The sequence below is a fragment of the Shinella sp. NM-101 genome, assembly GCF_021401195.1.
Taxonomy (GTDB): domain Bacteria; phylum Pseudomonadota; class Alphaproteobacteria; order Rhizobiales; family Rhizobiaceae; genus Shinella.
In genome coordinates this window covers 1-23967 of record NZ_JACBFT010000027.1, presented here as the reverse complement: position 1 = coordinate 23967, position 23967 = coordinate 1, and the positions used below count along the sequence as shown (strand labels likewise).

Below are 23967 nucleotides of genomic sequence, written 5' to 3'. Positions count from 1 at the left end.
ACAGTGAGCAAAAAGGACCTTTTATAGTCAATATAAGCGGAGGAGCGATCCTATTGGATAACGGCATCAAGTCGCCCCTGGTCCCGTGGCGGTCGGTCAACGGCGTCTCCTCCAAAAGGAGACGATCGATGGAAAAAATCGGCTATGCTCGTGTTTCAACAGACGAACAGAACCTGGACCTGCAGATCAGAGCGTTGGAAGAGGCCGGATGCACTCAGATATTTAGAGACCATGGTGTATCAGGTTGCCATGCGCACAGGCCGGGATTGGACGATGCTTTGGGCCATCTCGGGGTCGGGAGCAAACTCGTGGTTTGGCGGCTCGACAGATTAGGTCGCTCCCTGATCAATCTGATCAATCTTCTCGATGAATTGGGCAGGAGGAACATCCGATTCTGCTCTTTGACGGAAAATATCGATACCAGCTATGCTGGAGGTAAGCTTGTATTTCACATGATGGCCGTATTGGCTGAATTCGAGCGCAGCCTGATCAGTGAGAGAACACGCGCGGGGATTGCCGCCGCACGCGCCAGGGGACAGCACATCGGGCGTCCGTTCTCATTGAGCCAGGATGAATTCAACGAAGCAAAACGGCTGATCAGCGAGGACGGCATGCGCGTCGATGACGTCGCAGAACGCTACAACGTTCATTCTCAGACGATCCGCCGCCTGCTGCGCCAGAACGCAGCAGGGATCAATCTCGCTGACAGGAGGCTCATTGCACGGCCGCTCAAGATTTGAACCGTGATGGCGTGGAGCGGCCGGCGGTCGCATCTTGCCTGCGCGCCTTCAAGAACGCCCGATCGGTTGCGATGAAGCGCTCCAGCATCGGCACGATGAGACGGACGGCATCCGCTACGGGCTGATCGGCTTCTCGGCCGAGGATCTCGGCATAATCGCGAAGATCGCGGTGGAGTTTGGCCGGCAGCTCCACCATGACCTTAACCGGCTTTTCATCGGCGATCGGGCCGATCTTCAGCTTTCCCATATCAATCTCCATAGGGTTCGAGCACAAGGTCGCGGGTGACGATCACGCGGACCGGAAAACCCGGCCGGATGGAGAGGGTCGGCGCGATGTTGAGCTGGCGGCTGACCACCTGCTGTCCGACATCGTTGACGCTGTCGGCGGCCCCCTGTCGAAGTGCCCCTACGATCTCGGTCTCACCGCTGGACGAGCCCATCTGCGTGCCGATGCCGAGCAAGGTCGAGAGCGCCGCGGCCTTGAAGAGTTCTCCCCAGTGATAATCGACGCCGTCCTCAAGTCCCGCATAGCCCTCGCCATCGGCACCGGGTTGGCGTTCCAACACGATCGAGTGTCCATTCGGGAAGATGAGCCGGTTCCAGACCAGCAGAATGCGCCGCTGGCCGGAGCCGACGCTGTTGTCATACTGGCCGATGACGCGCGTGCCCTGCGGGATCAGCAGGATGCGGCCGGTCGGGCTGTCGTAGATATTCTCCGTGACCTGCGCCGTAATCTGGCCGGGCAGATCGGACCTGATGCCGGTGATCAGGGCGGCGGAAATCACCGCGCCGGCCTGCAACACGTTCTGCGACACCGGAGCAGCGACGCGATCGGAGGCCACGGTTCGCTTGTCGGGCGGCTGGTTGAGGAAGGCCGTTTGCCGGTCCTGCGCTGAAGGCGTTGAGGCGAGCGGCGCGAGGCCGAGGCTCGCCAGGTCGGTGGGCGTCGCCGCACCGCCCGCGGCCGTCGCCGTAGCGGCAGGCTGCGACTTCGCTTCGGTGGGCGCGAAGAGTTTGGCGAGCCGCGCGGCCTCCATCTCCTGTTTTCGCCGCTGCACGTCCGGATCGACCTCGGGAATGGGCGCGGGCGTCGTCGCCTCAAGGATAGGACGACCGAGATCGCCCGGCAGCGCGGGGCCGAGCTTGGGAACGCCGGTATAGTCCTTCGGCAGCCCGGCGAGCCCGTCCGGGGTCGTGCGGTTGTCCACGTTGTAGAGTTCCTGCCCGCCGCCGCGCATGTTGAGCTGGAGGGCGTAGATCAACGCACCGCTGAGACCCGCCGCCGTGACGGCGCCGAGCGTTACCAGAACCCGGCGTGACAGCCGCGTCACGCGCGGCGGCTCCGGGCGCAGCCGCATCGTGGCCGCCGGCTCGCCGGTCAGCGGGATGGCATCCCGATCGGCGGATGCACCCTTTCTCGTGTCGGGCCTGTCGCTCATGACGCCGGCCTTCCGTCGCTGCGGGAGATCCGCACGCGCTTCTGGTGGCTGTCGGCGCCGAAACGCAGCTCTGCGGCGGCAAAGAGCCGATCGACGATCATATAGTTGCTGCGAACACGGTAATTGACGAGTTCGGACGTCTTGCCCTCCGGCCCCACGATGAAGAGGGGTGGCATCTCGCCCTGCCCGATCCCTCTGGGGAATTCGATATAGACCTGCTTGCCGTCGTCGAAGGCGTGCAGCGGCCGCCACGGCGCGCGATCCCCGGATACCTCGTAACGGAAGTTCACCTTCGACAGGTCCACGCCGGTCGAGACCGGCTGAGCGGCGATCGCATCGGCATTCTGCCGGCGCAATGCGATGAGCTGATCCTGCGGATACTGCCAGGAGACCGAAGCCATATAGGTCTTCTCGGTCGAGCGCAGTTCCATGTGGTAGGTGCGCAGATTGGTATTGATGACGAGATTGGTCATCAGCTCGATGCGGGTCGGCTTGACCAGGATATGCACCTGTTTGGCCGCACCAGACCCGCTTTCGGTATCGCCGATGATCCAGCGCACCGTATCGCCGGCCGCAACCGGGCCGGAGCCGACAAGCTGCTCGCCGGGCTGGAGCGCGATGTCGGTGATCTGCCCCACGGCGGCGTAGACCTGATAGAGGGCTCCCGCCGTGAAGGGATAGACCTGCATGGAATTTATGAAGCCGTTGCGCACGGGCTGGACGCGGGCCTGCTCGTTGGCCTGGTTGACGCGCACCGCCGGGTCCCTCGCCTCGGGCTGCTGCTTGCCGCTTTCGACCGGCTTCAACTGGCCGGGGAGTGGCAGGGGTTTGGGAAGTTCGACGACGCGCACGGGCGCGACCGGATCGGCAAGCTGAACGGCGGCTACCGGATCGTCATAACTGATTTCCGGCGGCGGTTGCGTGGTGGCGCAGCCGGCAAGGTGCGTCGAGGACAGCACCACGATGACGAACGCTGTCCTTCGGAACGCGGGTGTTGCGGGATTGATGAGAGCCGGTCTTCCACCCTTGAGGATAGCGGCTGCACTGAAGACTGGCGTCATTGTCCAAGTTCCTTCGACCAGTTGATTGCGTTGACATAGATGCCGAGCGGATTGGCCCGGAGTTTTTCGGCGTCGCGCGGGGGCTGCACGACGATGGTGAGGATGGCCGACCAGCGGGCGGTGTCGGACAGCGAGCCGTCCTGATAGGTGCGCTCGGTCCAGGCGACGCGGAAACTGTCGGGCGAGGCGCGGATGACGGAGGACACATCGACGGCGACCTGCGTCTTGCCGACCTTGGTGAAGGGGTCGTTGGCGCGGGCGTAGTCGTTGAGCGCCATGGCGCCGCCCTGTGTGGTGAAGTCATAAGCGCGCAGCCAGTTCTGGCGGACGATCACCGCATCGGAAGGAATGGAGCGAACCTCTTCCACGAAGCGGGCGAGCTGGAAGGCGATCTGCGGATCGTCGGGGCGATAGTCCGCGGTTGCCGGAGCGATGGCCTGCGCCTGGCCGAGCTTGTCGACCTGCACCACCCAGGGCACGACGGAGCCGTTGAGGGACTGCCAGAACAACGCGGAGGAGAGACCGGCGGAAAGAAGCAGCGAGCCGAAGGCCATCAGCCGCCAGTTCTTCGCCTGGACGCGGGCTGAGCCGATGCGGTCGTCCCATGCTTGTGCGGCGCGCTGATACGGCGTTTCGGGAACGGGGGATTTGCCGTAATGGGGGGATGGGCGCTTGAAGAAGCTCATGATCACTCGCTTTCGGAGAGGTTGACGGAAGCGCCGCCGCTGGCGCCATCACCGGATTTGATGGCATGGGCAGCGGCCTGAACGCCGTGGGACATTTTCTGCGAGCGCTGCATGCGCCTGGCCCATTTCGGAGGAGCGGACGGAGAGGCGGAAGCCGCCGTCGCCGACGCGGCCGTGGTGTCGGCACCCTCGGCGGGGCCTTCGCCATCACCGCCGGCGAACGATCCGCCGGTTGCCTCGAAAGCCGAGCGCGCGCCGGACTGAAAGCTGGACTTGATGCTCTCGGAAGCCTTGGAAGCGGCGCGCCTCAGGGGCGATGCGGCAGCCTGCGCGCCCGCCTTGGCGACGCCGCCGAGACCTGCGGCGACACCAGATGCTCCGGACTGACCGGCAGCCCCGAGGCTATAGGCCGAGGAGGCGCCACCGGCGACAGCGGCCCCGCCGCGAGCTGCGGCGGCGACACCTCCTCCGACGGCACCGACCCCGGCAACGGCGGCGCCAGCGGCGGCGCCCCCTGCGACGGCCATGCCGCCGACCGCGAGGCCGGTTCCGACAGCGGCCCCCGCTCCGAGTTGCGGGCCGCCGGAAACGAGGCCGTTGGCGATGCCGGGTCCGAATATGCCGAGCCCAAGAAGGGAGAGCGCCGCAAGCACGATGGCCATGGCATCATCGACGGTCGGTGTGTTGCCGCCAAAGCCGCGCGTGAATTCGGAGAACAGCGTCGAGCCGATGCCGATGATGACGGCGAGCACCAGCACCTTGATGCCGGAGGAGACGACATTGCCGAGCACCCGTTCGGCCATGAAGGCGGACTTGCCGAAGAGGCCGAAGGGGATCAGCACGAAGCCGGCGAGCGTCGTCAGCTTGAATTCGATCAGCGTGACGAAGAGCTGAACGGCGAGGACGAAGAAGGCGGCGATGATCAGCGCCCAAGCAAACATCAGGCAGGCAATCTGGATGAAGTTCTCAAAGAAGGACCAGATGCCCATCATGTCGGAGATGGATTCGAGCAGCGGCCGTCCGGCATCGAGCCCGGTTTGCGCGACCTTGCCGGGACGCATCATGTCGTTGATGGAAAACCCAGTCCCGCTGGCTTTGAGCCCGAGCCCGGCGAAGCTCTCGAAAACGATCTTCGCCAGGTTATTCCAGTTGGAGATCAGATAGGCGAAGACCCCGACGAAGATCGTCTTCTTCACGAGACGCGCGATGACGTCCTCATCTCCGCCCCAGGACCAGAACAGGGCCGCAAGGACGATGTCGATGACGATCAGCGTGGTCGCGATGAAAGCGACCTCTCCGCCAAGGAGGCCAAAGCCACCGTCGATATAACGGGTGAAGGTTTCGAGGAATTTGTCGATGACGCCGGTGCCCTGCATGATCAGAGGCCCTTTTCGGCGCGCGGCGTGGTGGCTGGCGCAGGGTGAGCGGTCGGCACGACCGGATCGGGGTTGGCGGGCGATCCCGTTTCATCGGGCGCTTCGGGCCTGTCTTTGACCTTGGGCATCCCATCCTCGGGCAGATCGGGGGCCTGCCCGCCGCGAGGCACGGGCTTGGACTTCTGTTTCTCGCAAGGCTCGCCCGCGCATGGCGGGGCGGGAGCGGGTTTCATGCCGCCCGGCGCTTTGTCCTTGCCGAAGAAACGGTCTCGGTTCTCGATCCAGACCTTGAGGCAGATCGGATCGCGCAGCGCCATTTCACCCTTGTCCCGGCAATAGCGCAGGACCTTGCGCACATCGTCAGACGGCGCGCGCTCGCGGGTCAGCATGCGGACCTGGGTTTCCTGTTTGACCGGGTCGCCGGTCATGCCGATGGCGGTGACGGTCGCGGCAATGCCGACGAAGAGAATCGCGGCCGCGCGGGTGAGTGTTTTCGTGTCCATGGCGCGCGCCTCAATTGCCGTAGAACATCTTGGCGCTGCCGGGCTGGTAGCCCGATCCCGGCGTGAGGAAGCGGCGGCGCTGTTCGCGCCCCTGCTCGGCCGCGGCAGCGCGCTCCGCCTCGACCAGCGCCTGCGAGCGTCCATTGGCCGAAAGCACCGCGACGAGATCCGAAAGCTGTTGGGACTGAAGCGCCAGAAGCTGGTTGCCGGCCTGTGTCGCCTGCAAGGCGCCGGTCGCGGACTGGCTCCGGTTGACCAGTTCGCTCATCTGCTCCTTGTTGGTGTCAATATTCCCGACGACCCCGGCCTGAACGCGCATCGCGTCCTGCAGGCCGGCGACGGTGTTCTGCCAGCGGGTCTTGGCGCCGGCGATGAGTTGCTTGTCCGATGCCGAGGTCGGGACGTTGGCATATTGCTGCTGGAACGCCTGATCGATCTTCTGCACGTCGAAGGCGATGTTCTGCGCCTGGCTGAGGAGCTGCTGCGTCTTCTGGACCGACTGCTGCAATTTCTGGAGGGCGGAGAACGGCAGGCTCGCCAGATTCTTCGCCTGGTTGATCAGCATCTGCGCTTCGTTCTGAAGCGAGGTGATCTGATTGGTGATCTGCTCCAGCGCGCGGGCGGCCTGAAGGACGTTCTGCGCATAGTTGGTCGGATCGTAGACGATGTCGAAGGCCGCCGCGGGGATGACGGGGACGGACATCACGCCGAGCGGCGCCGCCATCAGGGCGATGGCGAGGCGGCAGGCGCGTAGAGACAAGCGGGTCATGGCTGAACCTCCGGACGCATGACAGCGGAATGGGAAGACGCCGGCGCATCCGGGTCGGGCGCTGGAAGGGCTGCGACATTGGTGAGATTGCCGACAAGATCGGCCGCCCAGCCGACGCCCCGATGGCGCAGCCAGGCGTCGAGGAACCCGTCCGCCCCATGCTCGGCGACGATGCGGGCGATGGCGGCCTGGTCGGTCCTTGAGGACGCCGCGCAGAGTGCGAGCGCCACATCCGACAGCCCAAGCTCGAACAAACGATTGCCGCGGCGGGATTGGCAGTAATAGTCGCGCTTCGGTACGGCTCGCGCGAGGATCTCGATCTGTCGGTCATTGAGGCCGAAACGACGATAGATCTCGGTGATCTGCGGCTCGATCGCGCGTTCATTCGGCAAGAGAAGTCGCGTATGGCAGCTTTCGATGATGGCGGGCGCGATCGCGCTGCCGCCGATGTCCGAGAGGCTTTGCGTGGCGAAGATGACCGAGGCGTTCTTCTTGCGCAGCGTCTTCAGCCATTCCCGGAGCTGGCCAGCAAAGCCTTCATCGTCCAGCGCCAGCCAGCCCTCGTCGATGATGAGCAGCGTCGGCGAGCCGTCCAGCCGGTCCTCGATGCGATGGAAGAGATAGGCCAGCGCGGCGGGCGCCGCATCGCCGCCGATCAGCCCCTCGGTCTCGAATGCCTGGACGGTGGCTGTGCCGAGATGCTCGGTTTCTGCGTCGAGCAGGCGGCCCCAGGGACCGCCGACGCAATAGGGTTTCAGCGCCTGCTTCAGGTCGTTCGACTGAAGGAGGACCGAAAAGCCGGTGATGGTGCGTTCCTCCATCGGCGCGGAGGCAAGCGAGGTCAGGGCCGTCCAGATGTGTTCTTTGACGTCGGGCGTGATCTCGACGTTCTCGCGCGTCAGGATCGAGACGATCCAATCCGCCGCCCAGGCGCGTTCGGGCACATAGTCGATGAAGCGCAGCGGCTGGAGCGAGACGGAGCTTTCGGACCCGTCGGTGAGACCGCCGCCGAGGTCGTGCCAGTCCCCGCCCATGGCGAGCGCGGCCGCCCGGATCGAGCCGCCGAAGTCGAAGGCAAAGACCTGCGCGTTCGGATAGCGGCGGAATTGCAGGGCCATCAATGCCAGGAGCACCGACTTGCCCGCGCCGGTCGGACCGACGATCAGCGTATGGCCGACATCGCCGACATGAAGGGAAAGCCGGAACGGGGTCGAGCCCTCGGTCTTGCCGAACAGCAGAGGCGGTGCTGCGAAGTGCTCGTCCCGTTCCGGCCCTGCCCACACGGCGCTCAGGGGGATCATGTGGGCAAGGTTGAGCGTGGATACCGGCGGCTGCCGGACATTGCCGTAGAGATGGCCGGGCAAGGAGCCGAGCCAGGCATCCACCGCATTGATGGTTTCGATCATCGAGGTGAAGTTGCGGCCCTGGATGACCTTCTCGACGTGTCTTATCTTCTCGTCGGCCGCGCGCGCTTCGAGGTCCCATACGACGATGGTGGCCGTCATGTAGGCCATGCCGGCATAGTCCGCACCGAGCTCCTGCAACGCCGCGTCTGCGTCGTTCGCCTTGTTGGCGGCGTCGGTGTCGACCAGCACGGATTGCTCGTTGGTCAGCACCTCCTTGAGGATGGCGGCGACCGACTTGCGCTTGGCGAACCATTGCCGCCTGATCTTGGTCAGCAGTTTGGTCGCGTCCGTCTTGTCCATGAGAACGGCCCTGGTCGACCACCGATAGGGAAAGGCGAGCCTGTTCAACTCATCGAGCAGGCCCGGCGTGGTCACGCTCGGAAAGCCGGTGATGGTGAGCACGCGGATGTGCAGATCGCCGAGACGGGGTTCGAGCCCGCCGGTCAGCGGCCGGTCGGCAAGCAACGCATCGAGAAACATCGGCGTCTCGGGGACGCGGACGCGATGGGCGACGGTCGACACGCAGCCGTGGAGATAAGTCAGGGTCTCCGCATCATCGAGCCAGCGGCATTCGGGCATGAAGCCTTCGAGGAGCTGCAAGAGCCGGTCGGTGCGGTCGAGAAAGCCGCGCAGGATCTCGTGTGCATCCACGCCGGCCTGTTCGCGGCCCTCATAGAGCCAGGTTTCCGCGCGGGCAGCTTCCTCCGCTGGCGGCATGAAGCAAAAGGTGAGGAAATAACCGGATTCGAAATGCGCGCCGGCCTCCTCGAAATCGGCCTTGCGCTCGGTGTCGATCAGCGCGGAGGCTGCATCGGGAAATACATCGTCCGGATAGCGTTCGGCCGGCAGCCGAACAGCTTCGACGAAGACGGCCCAGCCCGAGCCGAGACGGCGGAAGGCGTTGTTGAGGCGACCTGCGACGGCGATGAGTTCGGCCGGCACGGCGGAATCGAGATCGGGACCGCGAAACAATGCGCTGCGCTGGAGGCTGCCATCCTTGTTGAGGATGACGCCTTCGCCGACGAGGGCTGCCCAGGGCAGGAAATCGGCAAGGCGGCGATTGCGGTTTTGGTATTCGGCAAGGTTCATCATGTTCATGCCCTCACACGGTCAGATGTGCGGGAATGCGCAGATGCCGGCGCACCACATCGACGAAGAGCGGATCGCGCTTTGCGGCCCAGACCGCCGCGGCGTGCCCGACGATCCAGAGCGCGAGGCCGACCAGCCAGAGGCGAAGGCCGAGCCCGATCGCGCCGGCCAGCGTACCGTTGAGGATGGCGATGGCACGGGGCGCCCCGGCCAGCAGGATGTGCTCGGTCAGCGCCCGATGAACCGGCACGGCAAAGCCCGGCACGTCCTGCCCCTGTTCGACAAAGGCGGCCATCAGACGAGCGCCCCGCCGCCGAAGGAGAAGAACGACAGGAAGAACGAACTGGCCGCAAACGCGATTGACAGGCCGAAGACGATCTGGATCAACCGGCGGAAGCCGCCGGACATATCGCCGAACGCCACGGACAGGCCGGTGGCGATGATGATGATCACCGCGACGATCTTGGTGACGGGGCCTTCGACCGACTGGAGGATTTTTTCCAGCGGCTGCTCCCAGGGCATGGAGGAACCGGAAGCGAAGGCGGGCGATGTAGCGAGGAAGGTGAGCGCGACGAGCGGCAACGAGCCGATCGTCCGGCACGCGGAAAGGCGGCGGATCACGGGCATTCTCCTGATGAGGCTGGAAGGACTGGGACGATGCGATAGTCCCCGTCAGGGCCGAGGCCCTCGACGCGGGCGAGTTCGGAAAGCCGGCGGGCCGAGCCGCGGCCGGAGAGGACAGCAACAAGGTCGATGGTCTCGGCGATTAGGGCGCGCGGTACGGTGACGACGGCTTCCTGGATGAGCTGCTCCATCCGGCGCATCGCACCGATGGCCGTGCCGGCATGGATGGTGCCGATGCCGCCGGGATGGCCGGTGCCCCAGGCTTTCAGCAGCTCCAATGCTTCGGCACCGCGCACCTCACCGACCGGAATGCGGTCGGGGCGCAGGCGGAGGCTGGAGCGCACGAGATCGGACAAGGTGGCGACGCCATCCTTGGTGCGCATGGCGACGAGATTGGGTGCCGCACATTGCAGCTCGCGCGTATCCTCGATGAGCACAACGCGATCGGATGTCTTGGCGACTTCGGCGAGCAGCGCGTTGGTCAGCGTGGTCTTGCCGGTCGAGGTGCCGCCGGCGACGAGAATATTGGCGCGGGAGGCGACGCCCGTGCGCAGCGCCTCGCTCTGCGCGGCCGACATGATCCCGGCCGCGACATAGTCATCGAGCGTGAACACGGCGACGGCGGGCTTGCGGATGGCGAAGACGGGGGCCGCAACCACCGGCGGCAGCAATCCCTCGAAGCGCTCTCCCGTCTCGGGCAGCTCCGCCGAGACGCGCGGGCTGCCTGCATGGACCTCGGCGCCGACATGATGGGCGACGAGGCGCACGATGCGCTCGCCATCGGCGGGCGACAGTCGCTCGCCGGTCTCGGACAGTCCTTCAGAGAGGCGGTCGATCCAGATGCGCCCGTCGGGGTTCAGCATCACCTCGACGATTGAGGGGTCCCGCAACAGCTCGGCGATCGCGGGGCCGAGCGCCGTGCGCAGCATCTTCGCGCCGCGCTCGAACCCCTGCCTGTCGTGATGAGAAACCGCCATCCTGTCCCCGTTCCTCCGGGGGCAAGACCTGTTTTTCCCCGGCGGGGATGATTAAGAGAGCCAGATTTTGGGTGGGTTCAACAAGTTTCGGTCGTAGTAGAAGCCTGTCGAAGAAGTAGAAACAGAAGGCGAAAACGTTGACCGGAGGCGGCATGGCGAACAGGTCGTTTGGCGCGCGAATTCTTCTCGGCAACGTCGATTCTTCGGTCCAACAAAACTGCGGCCGGAAAGACCAAATCGCCGATAGATCGCGTTGCGGCGCCGCTCTCGATCGCATGGCGACGCTGGCGCGTTGAGCCCGAAATTCGGGAGCGGTTCCGGCCATGTCCGGCAGTCAGTCCAATCCGGAATGCACCACACCGCTGGCGCCTAAGTCCGCCGCCGCGCCTACATCCTCCGGGACCTCCTGGCGAAGCTTCGGTCCCTTCGCCAGCCGCCGCCCGAGCGCGGTGACGAATTGATCATAGCGCTCCGCGGCCTTGGCGCGGGCGGCCTCGGCGGCCGGTTCGGGAAGCGTCGGCGTGGTCGCCAGCCAGAACTTGATGAATACGGCCAGGCTTTCAACGGCGATGCCGATGTCCCGCTCAAGCCGCGTCATGCGCCGGTCGAGCTGGTCGAGACGCTTCACCGTCACCGCCTCTCGCCGCTCGGCCGCATCGGCCGAAAGGAACGAGGCGACCGCTGCCTCTACGATCAAGGACTGCGGCTGGTGGCGGCGCGCGGCGTGCTCGGCCAGCATCGCCATGACATCCTGATCGAGATAGACGGAAATCTGCGCCTTCTTTTTTCGGGCGGCGGGTTCACGGTCCGTCATGGCGATCAGAGATCCATGCCGTCATCGGGATCGAGCGAGACCTGTCGCGCTACGCCCTGCGCGAGCCGCGCCAACCGGCGACTATCGGCAACGAGCTGATCGGTCTCATCGCGGTCGATGTCGATCTCGAATTCGTTTTCGATCCGCTTCCTCGTGGTGGCAGGCTTGGCCTGGTTGAGTTCGGGCTGGAGTCGATGCTCGGACTCGGTAGGGTCGTCCTTGTCTCCGGCCCCGCCCGACTTCAACGCCGGGATCTGCGGCGCGGGCGGCAATGGCAGCGACGTCCAGTCGTCGCGCCGGGTATCCTTCGGCATCGTCAATTCCGGGGGTGGAAGGACCCGCTCGCGGAAGCGGACATCCTCGTAATAGCGCGCCTTCTTCGCACGTATCGGCGGCGTTCCCGCGACCATGACGATCTCGTCGGCGGGCGGAAGCTGCATGACCTCGCCGGGGGTCAGCAGCGGCCGAGCCGTTTCCGAGCGCGAGACCATGAGATGGCCGAGCCAGGGCGAGAGGCGATGGCCGGCATAGTTCTTCATGGCCTTCAGCTCGGTGGCGGTCCCCAACGCATCCGACACGCGCTTGGCGGTGCGCTCGTCATTGGTGGCGAAGCTGACGCGAACGTGGCAGTTGTCGAGGATCGAATTGTTCTGGCCGTAGGCTTTCTCGATCTGATTCAACGACTGCGCGATCAGGAAGCTTTTCAGGCCATAGCCCGCCATGAAGGCCAGCGCCGACTCAAAGAAGTCGAGCCTTCCGAGAGCCGGAAACTCGTCCAGCATCAGGAGCAGGCGATGCCGGCCGTCCTTGGCCTGAAGGTCCTCGGTCAGCCGCCGCCCGATCTGGTTGAGGATCAGGCGGATCAGCGGCTTGGTCCGGTTGATGTCGCTGGGCGGCACGACGAGATAGAGCGTCGTCGGCTTTTCGTCGCCGACGATGTCGGTGATGCGCCAGTCGCAGCGGCGCGTCACCTCGGCGACGACGGGGTCACGGTAGAGGCCGAGGAACGACATGGCGGTCGAGAGCACGCCCGAGCGCTCGTTGTCGCTCTTGTTGAGGAGCTCTCGCGCGGCGGAAGCAACGACCGGATGGACACCCTGTTTGCCGAGATGGGCTGTCTTCATCATGGCGGCGAGCGTCGATTCGATCGGCCGCTTCGGATCGGAAAGGAAGGCGGCGACACCGGCGAGCGTCTTGTCGGTCCCGGCATAGAGGACATGCAGGATCGCGCCGACCAGCAGGGCGTGGCTGGTCTTTTCCCAATGGTTGCGTTTTTCCAGCGAACCTTCCGGATCGACCAGGATGTCGGCGATGTTCTGGACGTCGCGGACTTCCCATTCGCCGCGCCGGACCTCGAGCAGCGGATTATAGGCGGATGATTTTGCGTTGGTGGGATCGAACAGCAGGACGCGGCCGTGCCGCGCGCGGAATCCGGCGGTGAGGTGCCAGTTCTCTCCCTTGATGTCGTGGACGATGGCCGAACCGGGCCAGGTCAAAAGCGAGGGCACGACGAGGCCGACGCCCTTGCCCGATCGGGTCGGCGCGAAGCACAGCACATGCTCCGGTCCGTCATGGCGCAGGTAGTTCCCGTCCAGGCGCCCCAGCACCACGCCGTCGGCGCCGAGCAGGCCCGCAGCCCTGACCTCCTCCTTCTCGGCCCATCGCGCCGAGCCGTAGGTGACGACATTCTTCGCCTCCCCCGCTCGCCGGACGGACATGAGGATGGCGATCGCCACGGAGGCGAAGCCGCCCGAGACGGCGATGAAGGCGCCCTCGACGAAGATCGCCGGCGCATAGGCGTCGTAGGAATACCACCACCAGAAGAAGGACGGCGGCGGATAGATCGGGAAACCGACCAGCACGAACCAGGCGGGACCGAGTTGCGGCTGGAAGGCGAGACGCCAGGCTACCCACTCCGTCGCGCCCCAGGTCGTGGCGAGCACGATGAGAAAGACGGTGACGATCTGGCCCCAGAGGATTTTCGTGCCGGTCATTATGGCGATCCTTTCGTGATTGGACTTTGCCGATCGGTCAGAGGCCGAGGCCGCGCTTGCGGCCGAAGCTCCAGTCGATGCCACCGTCGTCGCGGGCGACGCCGGAGACATGCTTGCCGATTTGCTTTTCGAGGGACGGCGTCCAGGGGACGAGCTGGAAGCCGAGGCCATCGTCGATCATGGCGAAGCGGCCCGAGGCGAGCGTGATGCGTTCGCGATAGGTGCCCGCGACATACTCGCCGCTGGCGGAGCGGTTGAAGGGCTGGCCCGTCCCGGCGGAGAGTTTCTCGCCGACCGCCTCCAGCTCGCGGCGTCGCAGCGTGTCGATCAGATTGCGGCTGAAGCGGACACCATCGCCATGCCGCGCCGCCAGTCCCTCGCCGATCAGATGTTCGGTGCGGGCGGCACGAGCAGCGTGGACCTCGGCGCCGAATCCGCCATCGGACAGCGCGACCGACTCACGGGAGATGTTCTGCCGGTCGAGCCAGGTCGCGCCTGATGCGGTGACCTGGTTGGCGATGTCGAGATCGGATCTGACGGCGAGCGAGACGCGGCGTTGGCCTTTGGCATCCTCGTAGTGCCTGAGTTCGACGATCGAGCCCGGCGCGCTGTCTCCGGCCGCATCCAGGTCGGAGAGCCGGATATGATGGGTGCGCCCGTCGACGCCATCGACCACGGCATAGGCCGAGCCCTTCAGCTCGTCGTCGAGACCGCGTTCGACCAGCCGCCCGACGATCGGCGTGCCGAGATCCTCCGAGGCCAGCACATAGCTGGCCGATCCGCGGTCTATGCCGCGTTCGGAGAGCGCGTGGTGCATGCGCTTGATGATGTCGCCGCGCTCGCCGAGTTCACGCAGCCCGGATTCCGCGCCTTCCTTGATGTACCATCGGGCAAAGCCGATCTGGCCGGCGAAGCCCAGTCTTTCGAGCGTGCGCAAGCGCCCGACCTTGAGCGCATGAAACTCGTCAGGCTGTTGTCCCGCGACGGGCGCGAGGTCGATGATGCCGGTTCTGCCTCCGTCACGCATGAGCTGGCGGTCGAGATCGGTCCAGCGCTCCGCCTCGATCTGGCGCTCAAGCGTGCGGCGAATGTCGTGATCGGTGCGAAGCCCAAGTTCCTGGGTGATGAGATCGCGCGCCCGGTCGCGCATGCCCTCCTTGATATAGTCGCGTGAGATGACGAGGTCCTGGCCGTCGTCGCGGACGCCGCGCACGATCAGATGAACATGTGGATGCTCGGTGTTCCAATGATCGACGGCGACCCAGTCGAGTTTCGTGCCGAGATCCATTTGCATCTGCTCGACGAGATCGCCGGCGAAGGAACGCAGGTCGGCCATTTCGAGTGCGTCGTCGGGCGAGACGATGAATCGGAAATGGTGCCGGTCGTCCTTGCAGCGCTCGGCAAAGGCTTTGGGATCGGCATTCTCGCCCTCGGGTCCGAACAACTTCGCCTTCTCCCCGTCACGGGTCACACCCTCGCGTCGGAGATAACTGAGATGCGCGGTCAGCGGCGCGCTGCGGGGCGAATGGCGCACGACGCGCGCCTTGACCACGGCGCCGCGCGTGCGTGCGGTGATGAAACGGTTCGCCTGGATGGCGGCTCGCTGGCCCTTGCCGAAGCGGGAGCGGTTGCCGGGTGTGATCCTGCCGGAACGCGAGACGCCGGCGCCGGCCTTCTTCGCGGCGGCGAGCGCCTGGGCGATGAAGGGCTTGGCGCGCTGCGCGTGCGATGAGCGGATACGGCCCGGACGGATGCGGAATTCGCGGTCATCGGCCATGGCCAATCCCCGCAATGTGCCGAAAATCGAAATATTTGAAGAGGATAGGCTGACAGCGCACATTGCCCAAAGTGGTCGCAATGTGCTCGAAGCCCCAAAAATGCCAGCAAAAACAACCGACCGAACGCCGCGCAATGTGCGGCCTTTTATCCTGCCATGACCCGGTCGATGCTCGCGCCGACCCCCGCAATCCCGCCGATCCGACGCCGGAGCCCGCCGCGCCACGATCTGAAACGCGGCCGCTCATGGCCGGTCTCCGTTGCGCGCACGCGCGACGAAGAGGCCGTCCGACCGCGGCGCAATGGCGGAAAGGTCGCGCACGGCGGACGCGCCCGAAGTGTCGGGGATATTGTCCGCCGGAATCGATATGAAGAGCGGCGCAGCGTGCGAGTCCTTCGAACCGGCGTCATTTGCGGCGTTTTTTTTTGGTGTGACGGGTGCGAGACCGCGACCGCCGATCTGCGGCGCAAGCGCGTCGAGATAGGCGCGCGTCTCGGCCGGAAGGGGACGGCCGGAGAGATATTCCTCGTAGCGCCCAGGGCCGGCATTATAGGCGGCGAGAAAGCCGGGCGAGCCGTAGCGCGCGTGCAGCTCGGCGAGATAGGCAGCCCCCGCCAGGATGTTGTCGCGCGGATCGAACGGATCACGCCCGAGACGATAACGGATGCGCAGTTCCGTCCATGTGTCGGGCATGATCTGCATCAGCCCCATCGCCCCCGCCGACGACACGGCGCGCGGCTCACCGCCGCTTTCGGCCTGTCGGACGGCGCGTATCCAGTGTTCCGGGATGCGAAAACGCTTGGACGCCTCGGCGATGAACACGGCATGTGGATCGCGAGCCGAGGGCCGCGCGAGCGGCGCACTTTCGGCAAGGGCCGCAAGCGGTGGCGCAACGGCCAGGACGAGGCCGGAAAGGAGAAGGAGAACGACGCGGCGCACGGCGTCACTCCTTCCCGTCGCGTTTCGGCGAGCGGCTCCAATGCAGCGACCAGACGGCTCCGCCGTCGTCGTCGCGGAAAAGGTTTGCGCGGATAGGCTGCAAGAGCAGCGGGTCGTCGAGCGCGATCGAGACGTATTCGCCCGCGCGTTCGCCGGTTCGTTTCCAGCCAGCACCGGCCTCGGGACCGTCAACCGCGCCGATATGAATACGATAGTCGGGTGCGTTTTCGACGCCGGCATTGTCCGAAGGGACGATGGCGAGTTTAGCGTCGATCGAGAGCGTGCGCAGGCGTCCGACAAAGCCGGCTTTCGAGCGGGTGAATTCACCGATGCGCATGGGCGTATTCCTTCTGTTTGGAGGGTTGGCTGCTGGAAATGGAAAGGCTGTTGGGCGGCGGGGGCGCTGTCTGCGCCCGCCAGATGAAGCGGCCGGTGCCCGCTTCATCTGTGAGCAGCGCGGTCACGACTCCGAAGATGAAGCGCGCCGGGATCGGCCCGAAGTAACGGCCGTCGAGGCTGTCTCGAACGGCAGGGTTCATGAGGAAGATCTGGCCGGCGGCGATGGCGATGCAGCCGCGCCAGGCTGGCAGCGGGCGGCCGAAGCGATCGCGCTCAAGCGCGTCGCCGAGTGGCACGCCATCGACCGAGACGGAGAGGCCGTCGCGGCAGACACGTTGACCGGGAAGCGCCGCGACATGCTTGATCAGCGGCACGCCGGCGCCGATATAGCCGCGGCGCACCAGGAACTGGGCGAGCGACTGGTCCGGCAGCACGGCGACGAGGTCGCCGAGCGCCGGCGCGCGGGACGGATCGAGCGTGTAGAGACCGATCGGCACGCTGGCCGATGCGTTCCAGACGAGCCGGGCCGGAACGGAAAAGACGGTGGTGGCGACGATGGTCGCGATTGCGCCCGTCATCGCGGCGAGGATAGCGCGGCGGCTCATGGCGCGATCTCCCGACGCCGAAGCCAGGCACGATGTCGGGCGAGCGTGTAGCGGCTCGGCGCGTCACCGGCGCGAAGACGGTTGGCGACATGCCGCCAATGGTCCGGGGAGACGGCGCAGGGATCGATGCCTTCGGCTTCGATGGCGTCGATGTGACGAAGCACCTTCTCGACCTTCGGCCAGCCTTCGATCTTGAGGAGGATGTCGCCGCCGGGGCGGACGAACGGCAGCGTCTGGAACGGTTCGCCGGAGGCGACCGGACGCACGATGTCGATACGTGAGATGATCGTGCCATGCGCGTTCGCTGCCCAGCGGACGAAGGCGAAGACGTGGTCCGGGGCGAAGAACAAATGCCGGCGGCGGCGATCGAGAGTGTCCTGCCGCGCAGCTTCGCCGAACCTGATCCAGTATTCGGTTTGCTTCTCGACATGGATCAGCTCGACGCGGGTGAGCGCATCGGCGGGCTGTGCGAGCAATGGCGGAAGGCGGGTCATGGCTCGCCTCCGGCACGTTCGGGAAACTCACGGGCGAGCAGATCGCGCAGCAGGTCCGACATGGTGATACCGCGCGCGAAGGCCGCGATCTTGATGCGGCCGCGCAAGCCGGGGGTGACGTCGATGGTGAGCCGGGCCGTGAAGATGTCAGCCTTGGCTTCAGGCTTGGGTGTCTCGGACGTCTTGATCCAGCGTTCGGGACTGGCGGGGCGCGAGACGAAAGCGCGGCGAGGGACGGACACAGTCATGACGCCGCTCCTCCACCGAGGGGCAGCACGGCGGCGATGCGCGCGCGCGCCTTGTCCGCCATGACAGGATCGATCTCGCAGCCGAGATAGCGGCGGCCGGTCAGCCGGCAGGCTTCTCCGGCCGCGCCCGAACCGGCGAACCAGTCGCCGACCAATCCACCTTGCGGGCAGCTCGTGCGGATGAGGATTTCAAGCAGCGGTGCTGGCTTTTCGGTGGGGTGGATGGCGCGACCATGCGCGTTGCGCAGGTAGACGACGGAACGCATGAGGCGCGGTCCGCCATCGTCGCTGACGTAGTGGCCGGCCTCGATATGCCCGGTATGCGGCGGGCGGCGTTTGCGGCGCACAGTGCGCGCGGTCGCGTCCGGCGTCGTCTGGACATCATTGTAGACCGCGCTCCACGGCGTATCGGCGCGGTAGAACTGGACAGCCAGCTCATGCACCCGCTTGAAGCGATCGGCATGAAAACCGCTACCGTTCTGCTTTTCCCAGACGATTTCCTGGGCGTAGCGAAGGCCGGCTTCGCGAAGCTCGGCGGCAACGGCCATGAACGACCGCAACGAGCCGAACAGCCAGAGCGAGCCCGATGGGCGGAGCGCGCGACAGGCGAGCGGAAGCCAGCCGACGACGCGGCGATCCCATACGAGGGACGTGTCGCCATAGGGCGGATCGGCGATGATCATGTCGAAGGGGGCGCGTTGCGGCATGACCGCGCGACAGTCGCCGGCCATGATCTTTTCGGAGAGAAGCGTCATGGCACGACGCCCCCGATGCCGAGACCGTCGACTTCCATCGCGAAGGCGGCGATCTCGCGTGCTGCGGGAGCGTCGACGTCGAGTTCATCGACAAGGCGGCCGGTCTGTGCGGCGACCGCGAAGGCAATGCGCTGGCCGATAGTTGCAGACAGCACCGGCGGGTCGTGATCCGCGAGGGTTTCGGCGGTCTCGCGGGCGAGCACGGTGCGCGCTGCGCATCGGTTGAGCACGAAGCGCGCCATGAGATCGGGCCGATAGATGCGCGCCTCGGCGACGAGCGGAAGCATTTCCGCCGCGGCCCAACCGTCGAGCGGCGACGGCTGGACGGGGAGCAGCACCAGGTCAGCGGATAGCAGCGCCGATCGCATGAGCCCGGCGATGCGCGGCGGCCCGTCGATCACGAGATGATCGAGGCCGCGCGCCATGTCGGGGGCCTCGCGATGGAGCGTGTCGCGGGCAAGGCCGACGACGCCGAAGAGGCGCGGCAGGCATTCGCGCGCGCGCTGCTCCGACCAGTCCAGCGCCGAGCCCTGCGGGTCGGCGTCGATCAGCGTCACGCGCTTTCCGCGCCGCGCCCATGCACCGGCGAGGTGCAATGCGAGCGTGGTCTTTCCCGCTCCGCCCTTCTGGTTAAGCAGCGCCACGATCATCGCGCACCTCGCGATGGCAGGCGTATCGGCCGGAAGGAGGAAGATGCGGGGTCGCCACCGGCGTCGAAAGCCGCGCCCTGGCGCTGGCCTTTCGGCCGTTTCTCCACAAGCGGCAGGGCAGAAGAAAAATTAGAATCTCTATTAGACTCTATATTAGCGGCAGAAATCGCCTCTTCCGGCCAAAGGCTTAGCTGCGGTTTGTGCGTGCGAAGTCCCGAGCGGCCTGCGTGCGAAATCCCGATGGTGGATGCGTGCGAAGTCCCGATTGCATCCACACCCTTGTCCACAGGTGGATCGACGGGGACGATGCGCAGCATCTCCAGACGCCTCTCGCGTTCGATAACGAGGCGGTAGCCGGGGATCGGCTGGCGGGCGACGATGCGGCGGAGCTGTAGCGCGAAGTCCGAGAAGCGGACGAGGCTGCCGGATTTTTCATGGAGATGGGGGAAGTCGAACAGCCAGCCATGGCGCTGGCGGCCCGCATGCTTGCGGGCGACACGATAGAGCCAGCGCTCGATCCCGCCAGTCAGACGGAAATAGGCCGGGTCGATGGTCAGCACCAGCGACCGGTCGATGACGCCTCGATAGAACCAGTCGGGGAGCACGCATTCCATGCCCTCGACCCGACCATCGCGGGTGGCGCATTCCTCCCATTCGTTGATCCACGAGAACTGGTGGCGTCGCCAGTGTTCGCCCTGGCGGATGGTGGTGCGGATCGAGGTCGATTGCAGGCGGGCGAGAGCGCCCTTGAGCAGCTTGTAGTCACGCTGGCCGGTCTGGCGGCCGATGGCGGTCAGAAGCTGATAGGGCGTGAAGCGGATGAAGCGCGAGGTCTTGAGGCCAAGGGTCTCCGCCTCGACGATCTGGCTGCCGGCCCAAATCAGGACATCGGCGTCCCAAATGGTCGCCATGCCGTGTTCGGCGGAGGCGAACACCTCGACGCGGACGTCGCCGGCCTCGTACAGGATCGGCGTGGTGCGGCTGGTCTTGGCGAGTGAGAAGAAGGGACGCTCCATGAGATCACGCTGATCGCGGGGAGAAGCGTCGCCGGTAGCGATGACGAACGGCACGAGCTGCGCGCGCTCGCTGGGGGCGATGAGGCGGCGACGTTTCATCGGCGCGCTCCTCAGCGACCATAGCGCGGCTGGTTCACCAACGAACGGCCGGTCTGGGGCTTGGCGGGTTGCACCCTGCCGCGCGGATCGGACGTCGAGTTGACAGATCCGAGCGCCGCCCAAGCGTCGAGATCGCCGACGGCATAGACGACGACGACGCCGAGCTTGCGATAGGCAGGCCCGGTTCCGTAGGTGCGGTGCTTTTCGAGGGTGCGCCCCGACAGGCCGAGATAGCGGCCGGCATCGGGCGTTCGGAGAAAATTCGGGGGGAGATGGGTAAGCGGCGCGGGCATGATCGGACCTCCGTGGTTGACCGGTGGCCGCCGGAAACGGGCGGCGAACGGAGGCGATGGTGTCGGAGCAAGGCAGCGTGGTGGGATGGGGAAGTTAAGGGGGCTAAATTTCCCACCCCTCCCGTCAGGCGCGCGCGCCTACGATCGACGGCGATGACGCAGGATGTTTCGATAGCCGCCCTCGATCATGGCCGTGCCATCGGCGGCAAGGTCGATCACCATGTCGCGCAGCGCGGAAGTCTTCCAGGCTTCGGCCGCCACCCGCGCATGTCCGAAGATCGCGACGGCAATATCGCGATAGGACGCGCCGTCCGACCGACCATCGGAAACTTGAAGCATCAGCTTCATGCGGCGCCATTGCTGGGCCGTGAGCCTTCCGTCACGAGGAACGGGCCGCCCTCGCAGCGCCAGCCAAAAGCGGGTCAGCGCACCGAGCCGATCGAGCGTATGGCGATCGAGTGGGATCTGCGCGGCGAGCGGATGATCGAGGTCGGCGCCCGGCATGAACAACACCGTGACGACCTGGCCTTTGACCTCGACCTTGGCGAACCGCCCCTCCTCGGCCTGGACGACGACTCGCGGATCGACTCGATAAGGCTCACGCGAACTATGATAGTCGGGCGATTTCGCAAGGAGAAGGATGCCGACGTCGGCTGCGGGCGTCCAGAATACAGACTGGATCAGGGCCGTGAGGCTTGGACGGGCGGGGAAATCGCAACCCCCAGCGTTCGGTCATGCCCGAAGCTCGTACCGAACGCTCCTCGTCATTTTTTGTCCGAAGATAAAGCGCGAAGTCCTGCTGGTATTCCCGGTTTCGGCGCAGCCACTCCCAGGCAACGTCTGCGACATCCAAGTGATCGACGTAACTATAAGCGGCGTTCGATTGCCACTGAGACAGATCAGGCTTCATGGGCGTATTCCCCCCGCACACCCCGTTACACGTCAACAGGGTTGCGAATCAGGATCACGCTCGACTTATGGGCGGCATAGTCCTTCCGGTGGCAGCGGGATATGCGGCACAGCTATCATGCCGGCGAAGGCTGCCCATCGACAAGCAGTCGATAGCCGATGGAAACCATCCAGCGCGCTCGCGCGAGATGGTTGTCATAGACGCGCCGCGCGCGCTCGGTTTGAAGGGATGGATCGATTTCAAACGATAGTTCGACCGCCTCACGCCAATCCGCGCCATTGGCGCTGGAATCGAACAGGCGCATGTAGAGCTTCATGTGACTGCGATCGTACTCGGTGATCGTCTCCCCTTCGGGGACATTGTCCAGAAAGTCTTCCGACATAAGCCCTCCTCGCCTCGCCTGAGACGAGCGAATGTGCGATCCGCGTCCTGGATCGGGCTATACCGATGGTGCATCACCCTGCGGAGCAACTGCCCGTACCACACAAACCGGAGCAGCTCACCGCGTCTTGTTGACGATCAGCACGCCTTCGCCGTGATCGGTGTTCAGAAGCACGATCCCATTGGCCTGAAGTGCCCGCCGAACTAGATCGCGCGTCGACTCGTACACCTCAAGTCCGTTCTCGGATTCGAGGCGCTTCATGGCGGTCAGCGATATGCGAGCCTGCTCAGCGAGCGTCTCCTGTGTCCATCCAAGCAACGCGCGGGCAGCCCGTGATTGTCGGGCGGTGATCATGCATGACCACCTCCCATCACTGCGCACGTTATTCCAGAACTACGACTATAATAGTCGTTCTTCCGCAAAAATTCCAGCCAAAACAGCGAGAGTTATCACACCGTTGCGCATCCTGACATCTCGCTGATTCGGTTGCCTCACCTCTTGTCGAAGGCGGCCCCTGCGCTCGCGATGATGCGCAGCCAAGAAGCAAAACCGACTGCCACCGCTCCCATGATCGAAAGCACGATCTGCCAGAACTCAGAAGGGATCAGGTGTTTTGCGACGCCGTGGCTGGCGTAGTAGCCGGCGACGATGGCGGGCGCGACCAACAGCGCCGCGACAGACAGACGAGCCCAGGCCCATGGCAGCAGAACGAGAAGAAGTTGCCCCACCCCGAGCGTCAGCCCGGCGGCGAGGATACCGGCAAGGAGACTGGCGATGACACCGGACCCGCCGTGGAATGCCCAGACCGTCATAGTCAGCCCGACATAGAAGGGCAGGACATAGCTGGCGAGAGTGAACAGGAGCCAGCAGAGAAAGGTGATCGCGGCGAGCGCGATCAGCGTAACGACGATGAACATGGCTGCGTCTCCGAAGGGGAGGCGCCGGCTTCGCCCCTCACGGGGCGAACGGATCGATCTCGCCGACAAGGTCAGCGTCGCTGCCGTCATAATCGGCGGCGGGCAGGACCGAGAGGCTTCCGTCTCCGGCGCGGAAGATGACGATTGTGACCATGAGGGTCGCGGCAAGGCTGAAGGCGAAGGCGTGGGCGTCTGTGAGGGACATGATCGGCTCCTGTTCCGGAGCGGGGACGATCCCCGCTCGACAGGCACCCGATGCGTTCCGGTCAGGGCCGCGATCACCGCGCCGGGTAAAGCCCGACGCGGCGGCACGCTCGCGTAGCCGACCCTTTACGGGTTGATCGTGGAAGGCCCGGATTGGAACCAAGGAATTGTGCCCTGAGAGCGGGGTCGGCATCCCCGTCTGACAGCCGATCGACCTTGCGGACGCCTATGCCTTCGCCTCTCTCCTCTGCGAAAGTGTCACGGCATTCCCGCAGAGGCCGCCTGTCGCTCTCCGCTGCCTGCTTCTGGGGCGACGCGATCCGAACGCCTGCGACGACCGGCCCTCTCGCGGGCGGGACTAATGCGCAAAGCGTGCGGCCGGCGGATGCTGTCGGATGGGAAGGAGGCAACGCGCAGACATGAAAAATCCCCCGGCGGCCGAAGCCGCCGGGGGCTGAGGTCCTGGCTCAGAACGGGATGTCGTCGTCCTCGAAGCGGTCGCCGTTCTCGCTCTGGGTCTGCCTGGCCCGGCTCAGGAAATCGACCGTCTCGGCGATGATTTCGCATCCGTAGCGGTCGTTGCCCTGCTGGTCCTTCCACTTCGTGTAGTGGATACGACCGCGAACCAGAACCTTCATGCCCGTGTCGCAATACTGCTGGACCGTCTTGCCGAGGCCGTTGAAGCAGGTGATCCGGTGCCATTCGGTGTCCTGAAGCCGGCGGCCCTTGTCGTCTCGCAGGGCCTGTCCGTCGTCAAATGAACTGAGACTTTTCGGGCTTTGGAAGAGCGGAGTTTCCGGCTCGGTTTGCGGGTTGATTTAAGCCGCTTTGGCGTGATGGTTCAAGCGGCGCTGTCTGATG

Annotated in this window: 32 protein-coding genes; 2 read left to right on the top strand and 30 right to left on the bottom strand. The window is 65.2% G+C overall.

The window, feature by feature from the left end; all coding sequences use genetic code 11:
• Window positions 1–128 precede the first annotated feature (128 nt).
• Entirely contained in the window at window positions 129–740 is a 612-nt protein-coding gene (locus L0976_RS27175; protein ID WP_234190287.1) for a recombinase family protein, read from the top strand.
• Here L0976_RS27175 and L0976_RS27170 read toward each other — a convergent pair.
• The 14 genes from L0976_RS27170 to L0976_RS27105 all read right to left on the bottom strand — a co-directional run bounded on the left by L0976_RS27170 (window position 730) and on the right by L0976_RS27105 (window position 15255).
• Window positions 730–987 carry a DUF2274 domain-containing protein gene (locus L0976_RS27170; protein WP_234190286.1) on the bottom strand — a complete coding sequence of 86 codons (258 nt, stop codon included), beginning with the start codon at window positions 985–987 and terminating at the stop codon, window positions 730–732. The two genes, L0976_RS27175 and L0976_RS27170, sit on opposite strands and share 11 nt — an antisense overlap.
• A 1-nt stretch (window position 988) precedes the next feature.
• A complete protein-coding gene (locus L0976_RS27165) occupies window positions 989–2179 on the bottom strand; it encodes a TrbI/VirB10 family protein (protein ID WP_234190285.1) in 1191 nt (396 codons plus the stop codon).
• Window positions 2176–3240: a P-type conjugative transfer protein TrbG gene (gene trbG, locus L0976_RS27160; protein WP_234190284.1), complete on the bottom strand. Its 1065-nt coding sequence runs from the start codon at window positions 3238–3240 to the stop codon at window positions 2176–2178. The genes L0976_RS27165 and trbG overlap by 4 nt, the downstream gene beginning before the upstream one ends.
• Window positions 3237–3926, bottom strand: coding sequence for a conjugal transfer protein TrbF (gene trbF, locus L0976_RS27155; protein ID WP_234190241.1), 690 nt, complete (start codon window positions 3924–3926; stop codon window positions 3237–3239). The genes trbG and trbF overlap by 4 nt, the downstream gene beginning before the upstream one ends.
• 2 nt (window positions 3927–3928) lie before the next feature.
• Window positions 3929–5302, bottom strand: a complete 1374-nt coding sequence (gene trbL / locus L0976_RS27150; RefSeq protein ID WP_234190239.1) for a P-type conjugative transfer protein TrbL — start codon at window positions 5300–5302, stop codon at window positions 3929–3931.
• Window positions 5303–5304: 2 nt separating this feature from the next.
• Window positions 5305–5805 carry a putative entry exclusion protein TrbK-alt gene (trbK-alt, locus tag L0976_RS27145; RefSeq protein WP_234190237.1) on the bottom strand — a complete coding sequence of 167 codons (501 nt, stop codon included), beginning with the start codon at window positions 5803–5805 and terminating at the stop codon, window positions 5305–5307.
• A 10-nt stretch (window positions 5806–5815) separates the two neighbouring features.
• Window positions 5816–6574 carry a P-type conjugative transfer protein TrbJ gene (trbJ, locus tag L0976_RS27140; RefSeq protein ID WP_234190235.1) on the bottom strand — a complete coding sequence of 253 codons (759 nt, stop codon included), beginning with the start codon at window positions 6572–6574 and terminating at the stop codon, window positions 5816–5818.
• A complete protein-coding gene (gene trbE, locus L0976_RS27135; protein ID WP_234190219.1) occupies window positions 6571–9072 on the bottom strand; it encodes a conjugal transfer protein TrbE in 2502 nt (833 codons plus the stop codon). Before trbE ends, trbJ begins: the two co-directional genes overlap by 4 nt.
• Window positions 9073–9082: 10 nt before the next feature.
• Window positions 9083–9364 (bottom strand): VirB3 family type IV secretion system protein, encoded by a 282-nt coding sequence (locus L0976_RS27130; protein WP_234190217.1) that lies wholly within the window; start codon window positions 9362–9364, stop codon window positions 9083–9085.
• Complete coding sequence (locus tag L0976_RS27125) at window positions 9364–9696, bottom strand: TrbC/VirB2 family protein (protein WP_234190210.1); 333 nt, start codon at window positions 9694–9696, stop codon at window positions 9364–9366. Before L0976_RS27125 ends, L0976_RS27130 begins: the two co-directional genes overlap by 1 nt.
• Complete coding sequence (trbB, locus tag L0976_RS27120) at window positions 9687–10670, bottom strand: P-type conjugative transfer ATPase TrbB (RefSeq protein WP_234190208.1); 984 nt, start codon at window positions 10668–10670, stop codon at window positions 9687–9689. Before trbB ends, L0976_RS27125 begins: the two co-directional genes overlap by 10 nt.
• Before the next feature lie 334 nt (window positions 10671–11004).
• Entirely contained in the window at window positions 11005–11484 is a 480-nt protein-coding gene (locus L0976_RS27115) for a ribbon-helix-helix protein, CopG family (RefSeq protein WP_234190194.1), read from the bottom strand.
• Between the two features lie 5 nt (window positions 11485–11489).
• Window positions 11490–13478, bottom strand: coding sequence for a conjugal transfer protein TraG (locus tag L0976_RS27110; protein WP_234190187.1), 1989 nt, complete (start codon window positions 13476–13478; stop codon window positions 11490–11492).
• A 37-nt stretch (window positions 13479–13515) separates the two neighbouring features.
• A complete protein-coding gene (locus L0976_RS27105) occupies window positions 13516–15255 on the bottom strand; it encodes a VirD2 family relaxase/mobilization nuclease (RefSeq protein WP_234190184.1) in 1740 nt (579 codons plus the stop codon).
• Here L0976_RS27105 and L0976_RS27100 point away from each other — a divergent pair.
• Entirely contained in the window at window positions 15254–15415 is a 162-nt protein-coding gene (locus tag L0976_RS27100) for a hypothetical protein (protein ID WP_234190176.1), read from the top strand. The two genes, L0976_RS27105 and L0976_RS27100, sit on opposite strands and share 2 nt — an antisense overlap.
• 83 nt (window positions 15416–15498) lie before the next feature.
• Here the strand turns inward: L0976_RS27100 and L0976_RS27095 are convergent, their stop codons facing one another.
• The 16 genes from L0976_RS27095 to L0976_RS27020 form a co-directional block, all read right to left on the bottom strand.
• Window positions 15499–16194, bottom strand: a complete 696-nt coding sequence (locus tag L0976_RS27095) for a lytic transglycosylase domain-containing protein (protein ID WP_370643874.1) — start codon at window positions 16192–16194, stop codon at window positions 15499–15501.
• A 4-nt stretch (window positions 16195–16198) separates the two neighbouring features.
• On the bottom strand, window positions 16199–16531 hold the full coding sequence (locus L0976_RS27090) for a DUF736 domain-containing protein (RefSeq protein WP_234190174.1): 333 nt from the start codon (window positions 16529–16531) through the stop codon (window positions 16199–16201).
• Complete coding sequence (locus L0976_RS27085; RefSeq protein ID WP_234190172.1) at window positions 16518–17138, bottom strand: S26 family signal peptidase; 621 nt, start codon at window positions 17136–17138, stop codon at window positions 16518–16520. Before L0976_RS27085 ends, L0976_RS27090 begins: the two co-directional genes overlap by 14 nt.
• Window positions 17135–17632 (bottom strand): DUF2840 domain-containing protein, encoded by a 498-nt coding sequence (locus L0976_RS27080; RefSeq protein ID WP_234190170.1) that lies wholly within the window; start codon window positions 17630–17632, stop codon window positions 17135–17137. The genes L0976_RS27085 and L0976_RS27080 overlap by 4 nt, the downstream gene beginning before the upstream one ends.
• The gene (locus tag L0976_RS27075) at window positions 17629–17880 is read right to left on the bottom strand and encodes a hypothetical protein (RefSeq protein WP_234190168.1); all 252 of its coding nucleotides are present in this window, start codon (window positions 17878–17880) and stop codon (window positions 17629–17631) included. The genes L0976_RS27080 and L0976_RS27075 overlap by 4 nt, the downstream gene beginning before the upstream one ends.
• Window positions 17877–18635 (bottom strand): site-specific DNA-methyltransferase, encoded by a 759-nt coding sequence (locus tag L0976_RS27070; RefSeq protein ID WP_234190166.1) that lies wholly within the window; start codon window positions 18633–18635, stop codon window positions 17877–17879. Before L0976_RS27070 ends, L0976_RS27075 begins: the two co-directional genes overlap by 4 nt.
• Window positions 18632–19285 carry a ParA family partition ATPase gene (gene parA, locus L0976_RS27065; RefSeq protein WP_234190164.1) on the bottom strand — a complete coding sequence of 218 codons (654 nt, stop codon included), beginning with the start codon at window positions 19283–19285 and terminating at the stop codon, window positions 18632–18634. The genes L0976_RS27070 and parA overlap by 4 nt, the downstream gene beginning before the upstream one ends.
• The gene (locus tag L0976_RS27060; RefSeq protein ID WP_234190162.1) at window positions 19282–20400 is read right to left on the bottom strand and encodes a replication initiator protein A; all 1119 of its coding nucleotides are present in this window, start codon (window positions 20398–20400) and stop codon (window positions 19282–19284) included. Before L0976_RS27060 ends, parA begins: the two co-directional genes overlap by 4 nt.
• 11 nt (window positions 20401–20411) lie before the next feature.
• Window positions 20412–20693: an AlpA family transcriptional regulator gene (locus L0976_RS27055; RefSeq protein ID WP_234190160.1), complete on the bottom strand. Its 282-nt coding sequence runs from the start codon at window positions 20691–20693 to the stop codon at window positions 20412–20414.
• 138 nt (window positions 20694–20831) lie between these two features.
• Window positions 20832–21197, bottom strand: a complete 366-nt coding sequence (locus L0976_RS27050) for a DUF2285 domain-containing protein (protein ID WP_234190152.1) — start codon at window positions 21195–21197, stop codon at window positions 20832–20834.
• 103 nt (window positions 21198–21300) lie between these two features.
• Window positions 21301–21603 (bottom strand): transcriptional regulator domain-containing protein, encoded by a 303-nt coding sequence (locus L0976_RS27045; protein WP_234190150.1) that lies wholly within the window; start codon window positions 21601–21603, stop codon window positions 21301–21303.
• 115 nt (window positions 21604–21718) lie between these two features.
• Window positions 21719–21985, bottom strand: a complete 267-nt coding sequence (locus tag L0976_RS27040) for a DUF2285 domain-containing protein (RefSeq protein ID WP_234190148.1) — start codon at window positions 21983–21985, stop codon at window positions 21719–21721.
• A gap of 117 nt (window positions 21986–22102) precedes the next feature.
• Complete coding sequence (locus tag L0976_RS27035; RefSeq protein WP_234190140.1) at window positions 22103–22339, bottom strand: hypothetical protein; 237 nt, start codon at window positions 22337–22339, stop codon at window positions 22103–22105.
• Window positions 22340–22476: 137 nt separating this feature from the next.
• Window positions 22477–22902 (bottom strand): hypothetical protein, encoded by a 426-nt coding sequence (locus L0976_RS27030; RefSeq protein WP_234190131.1) that lies wholly within the window; start codon window positions 22900–22902, stop codon window positions 22477–22479.
• A gap of 37 nt (window positions 22903–22939) precedes the next feature.
• Window positions 22940–23107, bottom strand: coding sequence for a hypothetical protein (locus L0976_RS27025; RefSeq protein ID WP_234190122.1), 168 nt, complete (start codon window positions 23105–23107; stop codon window positions 22940–22942).
• Between the two features lie 466 nt (window positions 23108–23573).
• Window positions 23574–23924, bottom strand: a complete 351-nt coding sequence (locus L0976_RS27020; protein ID WP_370643877.1) for a single-stranded DNA-binding protein — start codon at window positions 23922–23924, stop codon at window positions 23574–23576.
• Window positions 23925–23967 lie beyond the last annotated feature (43 nt).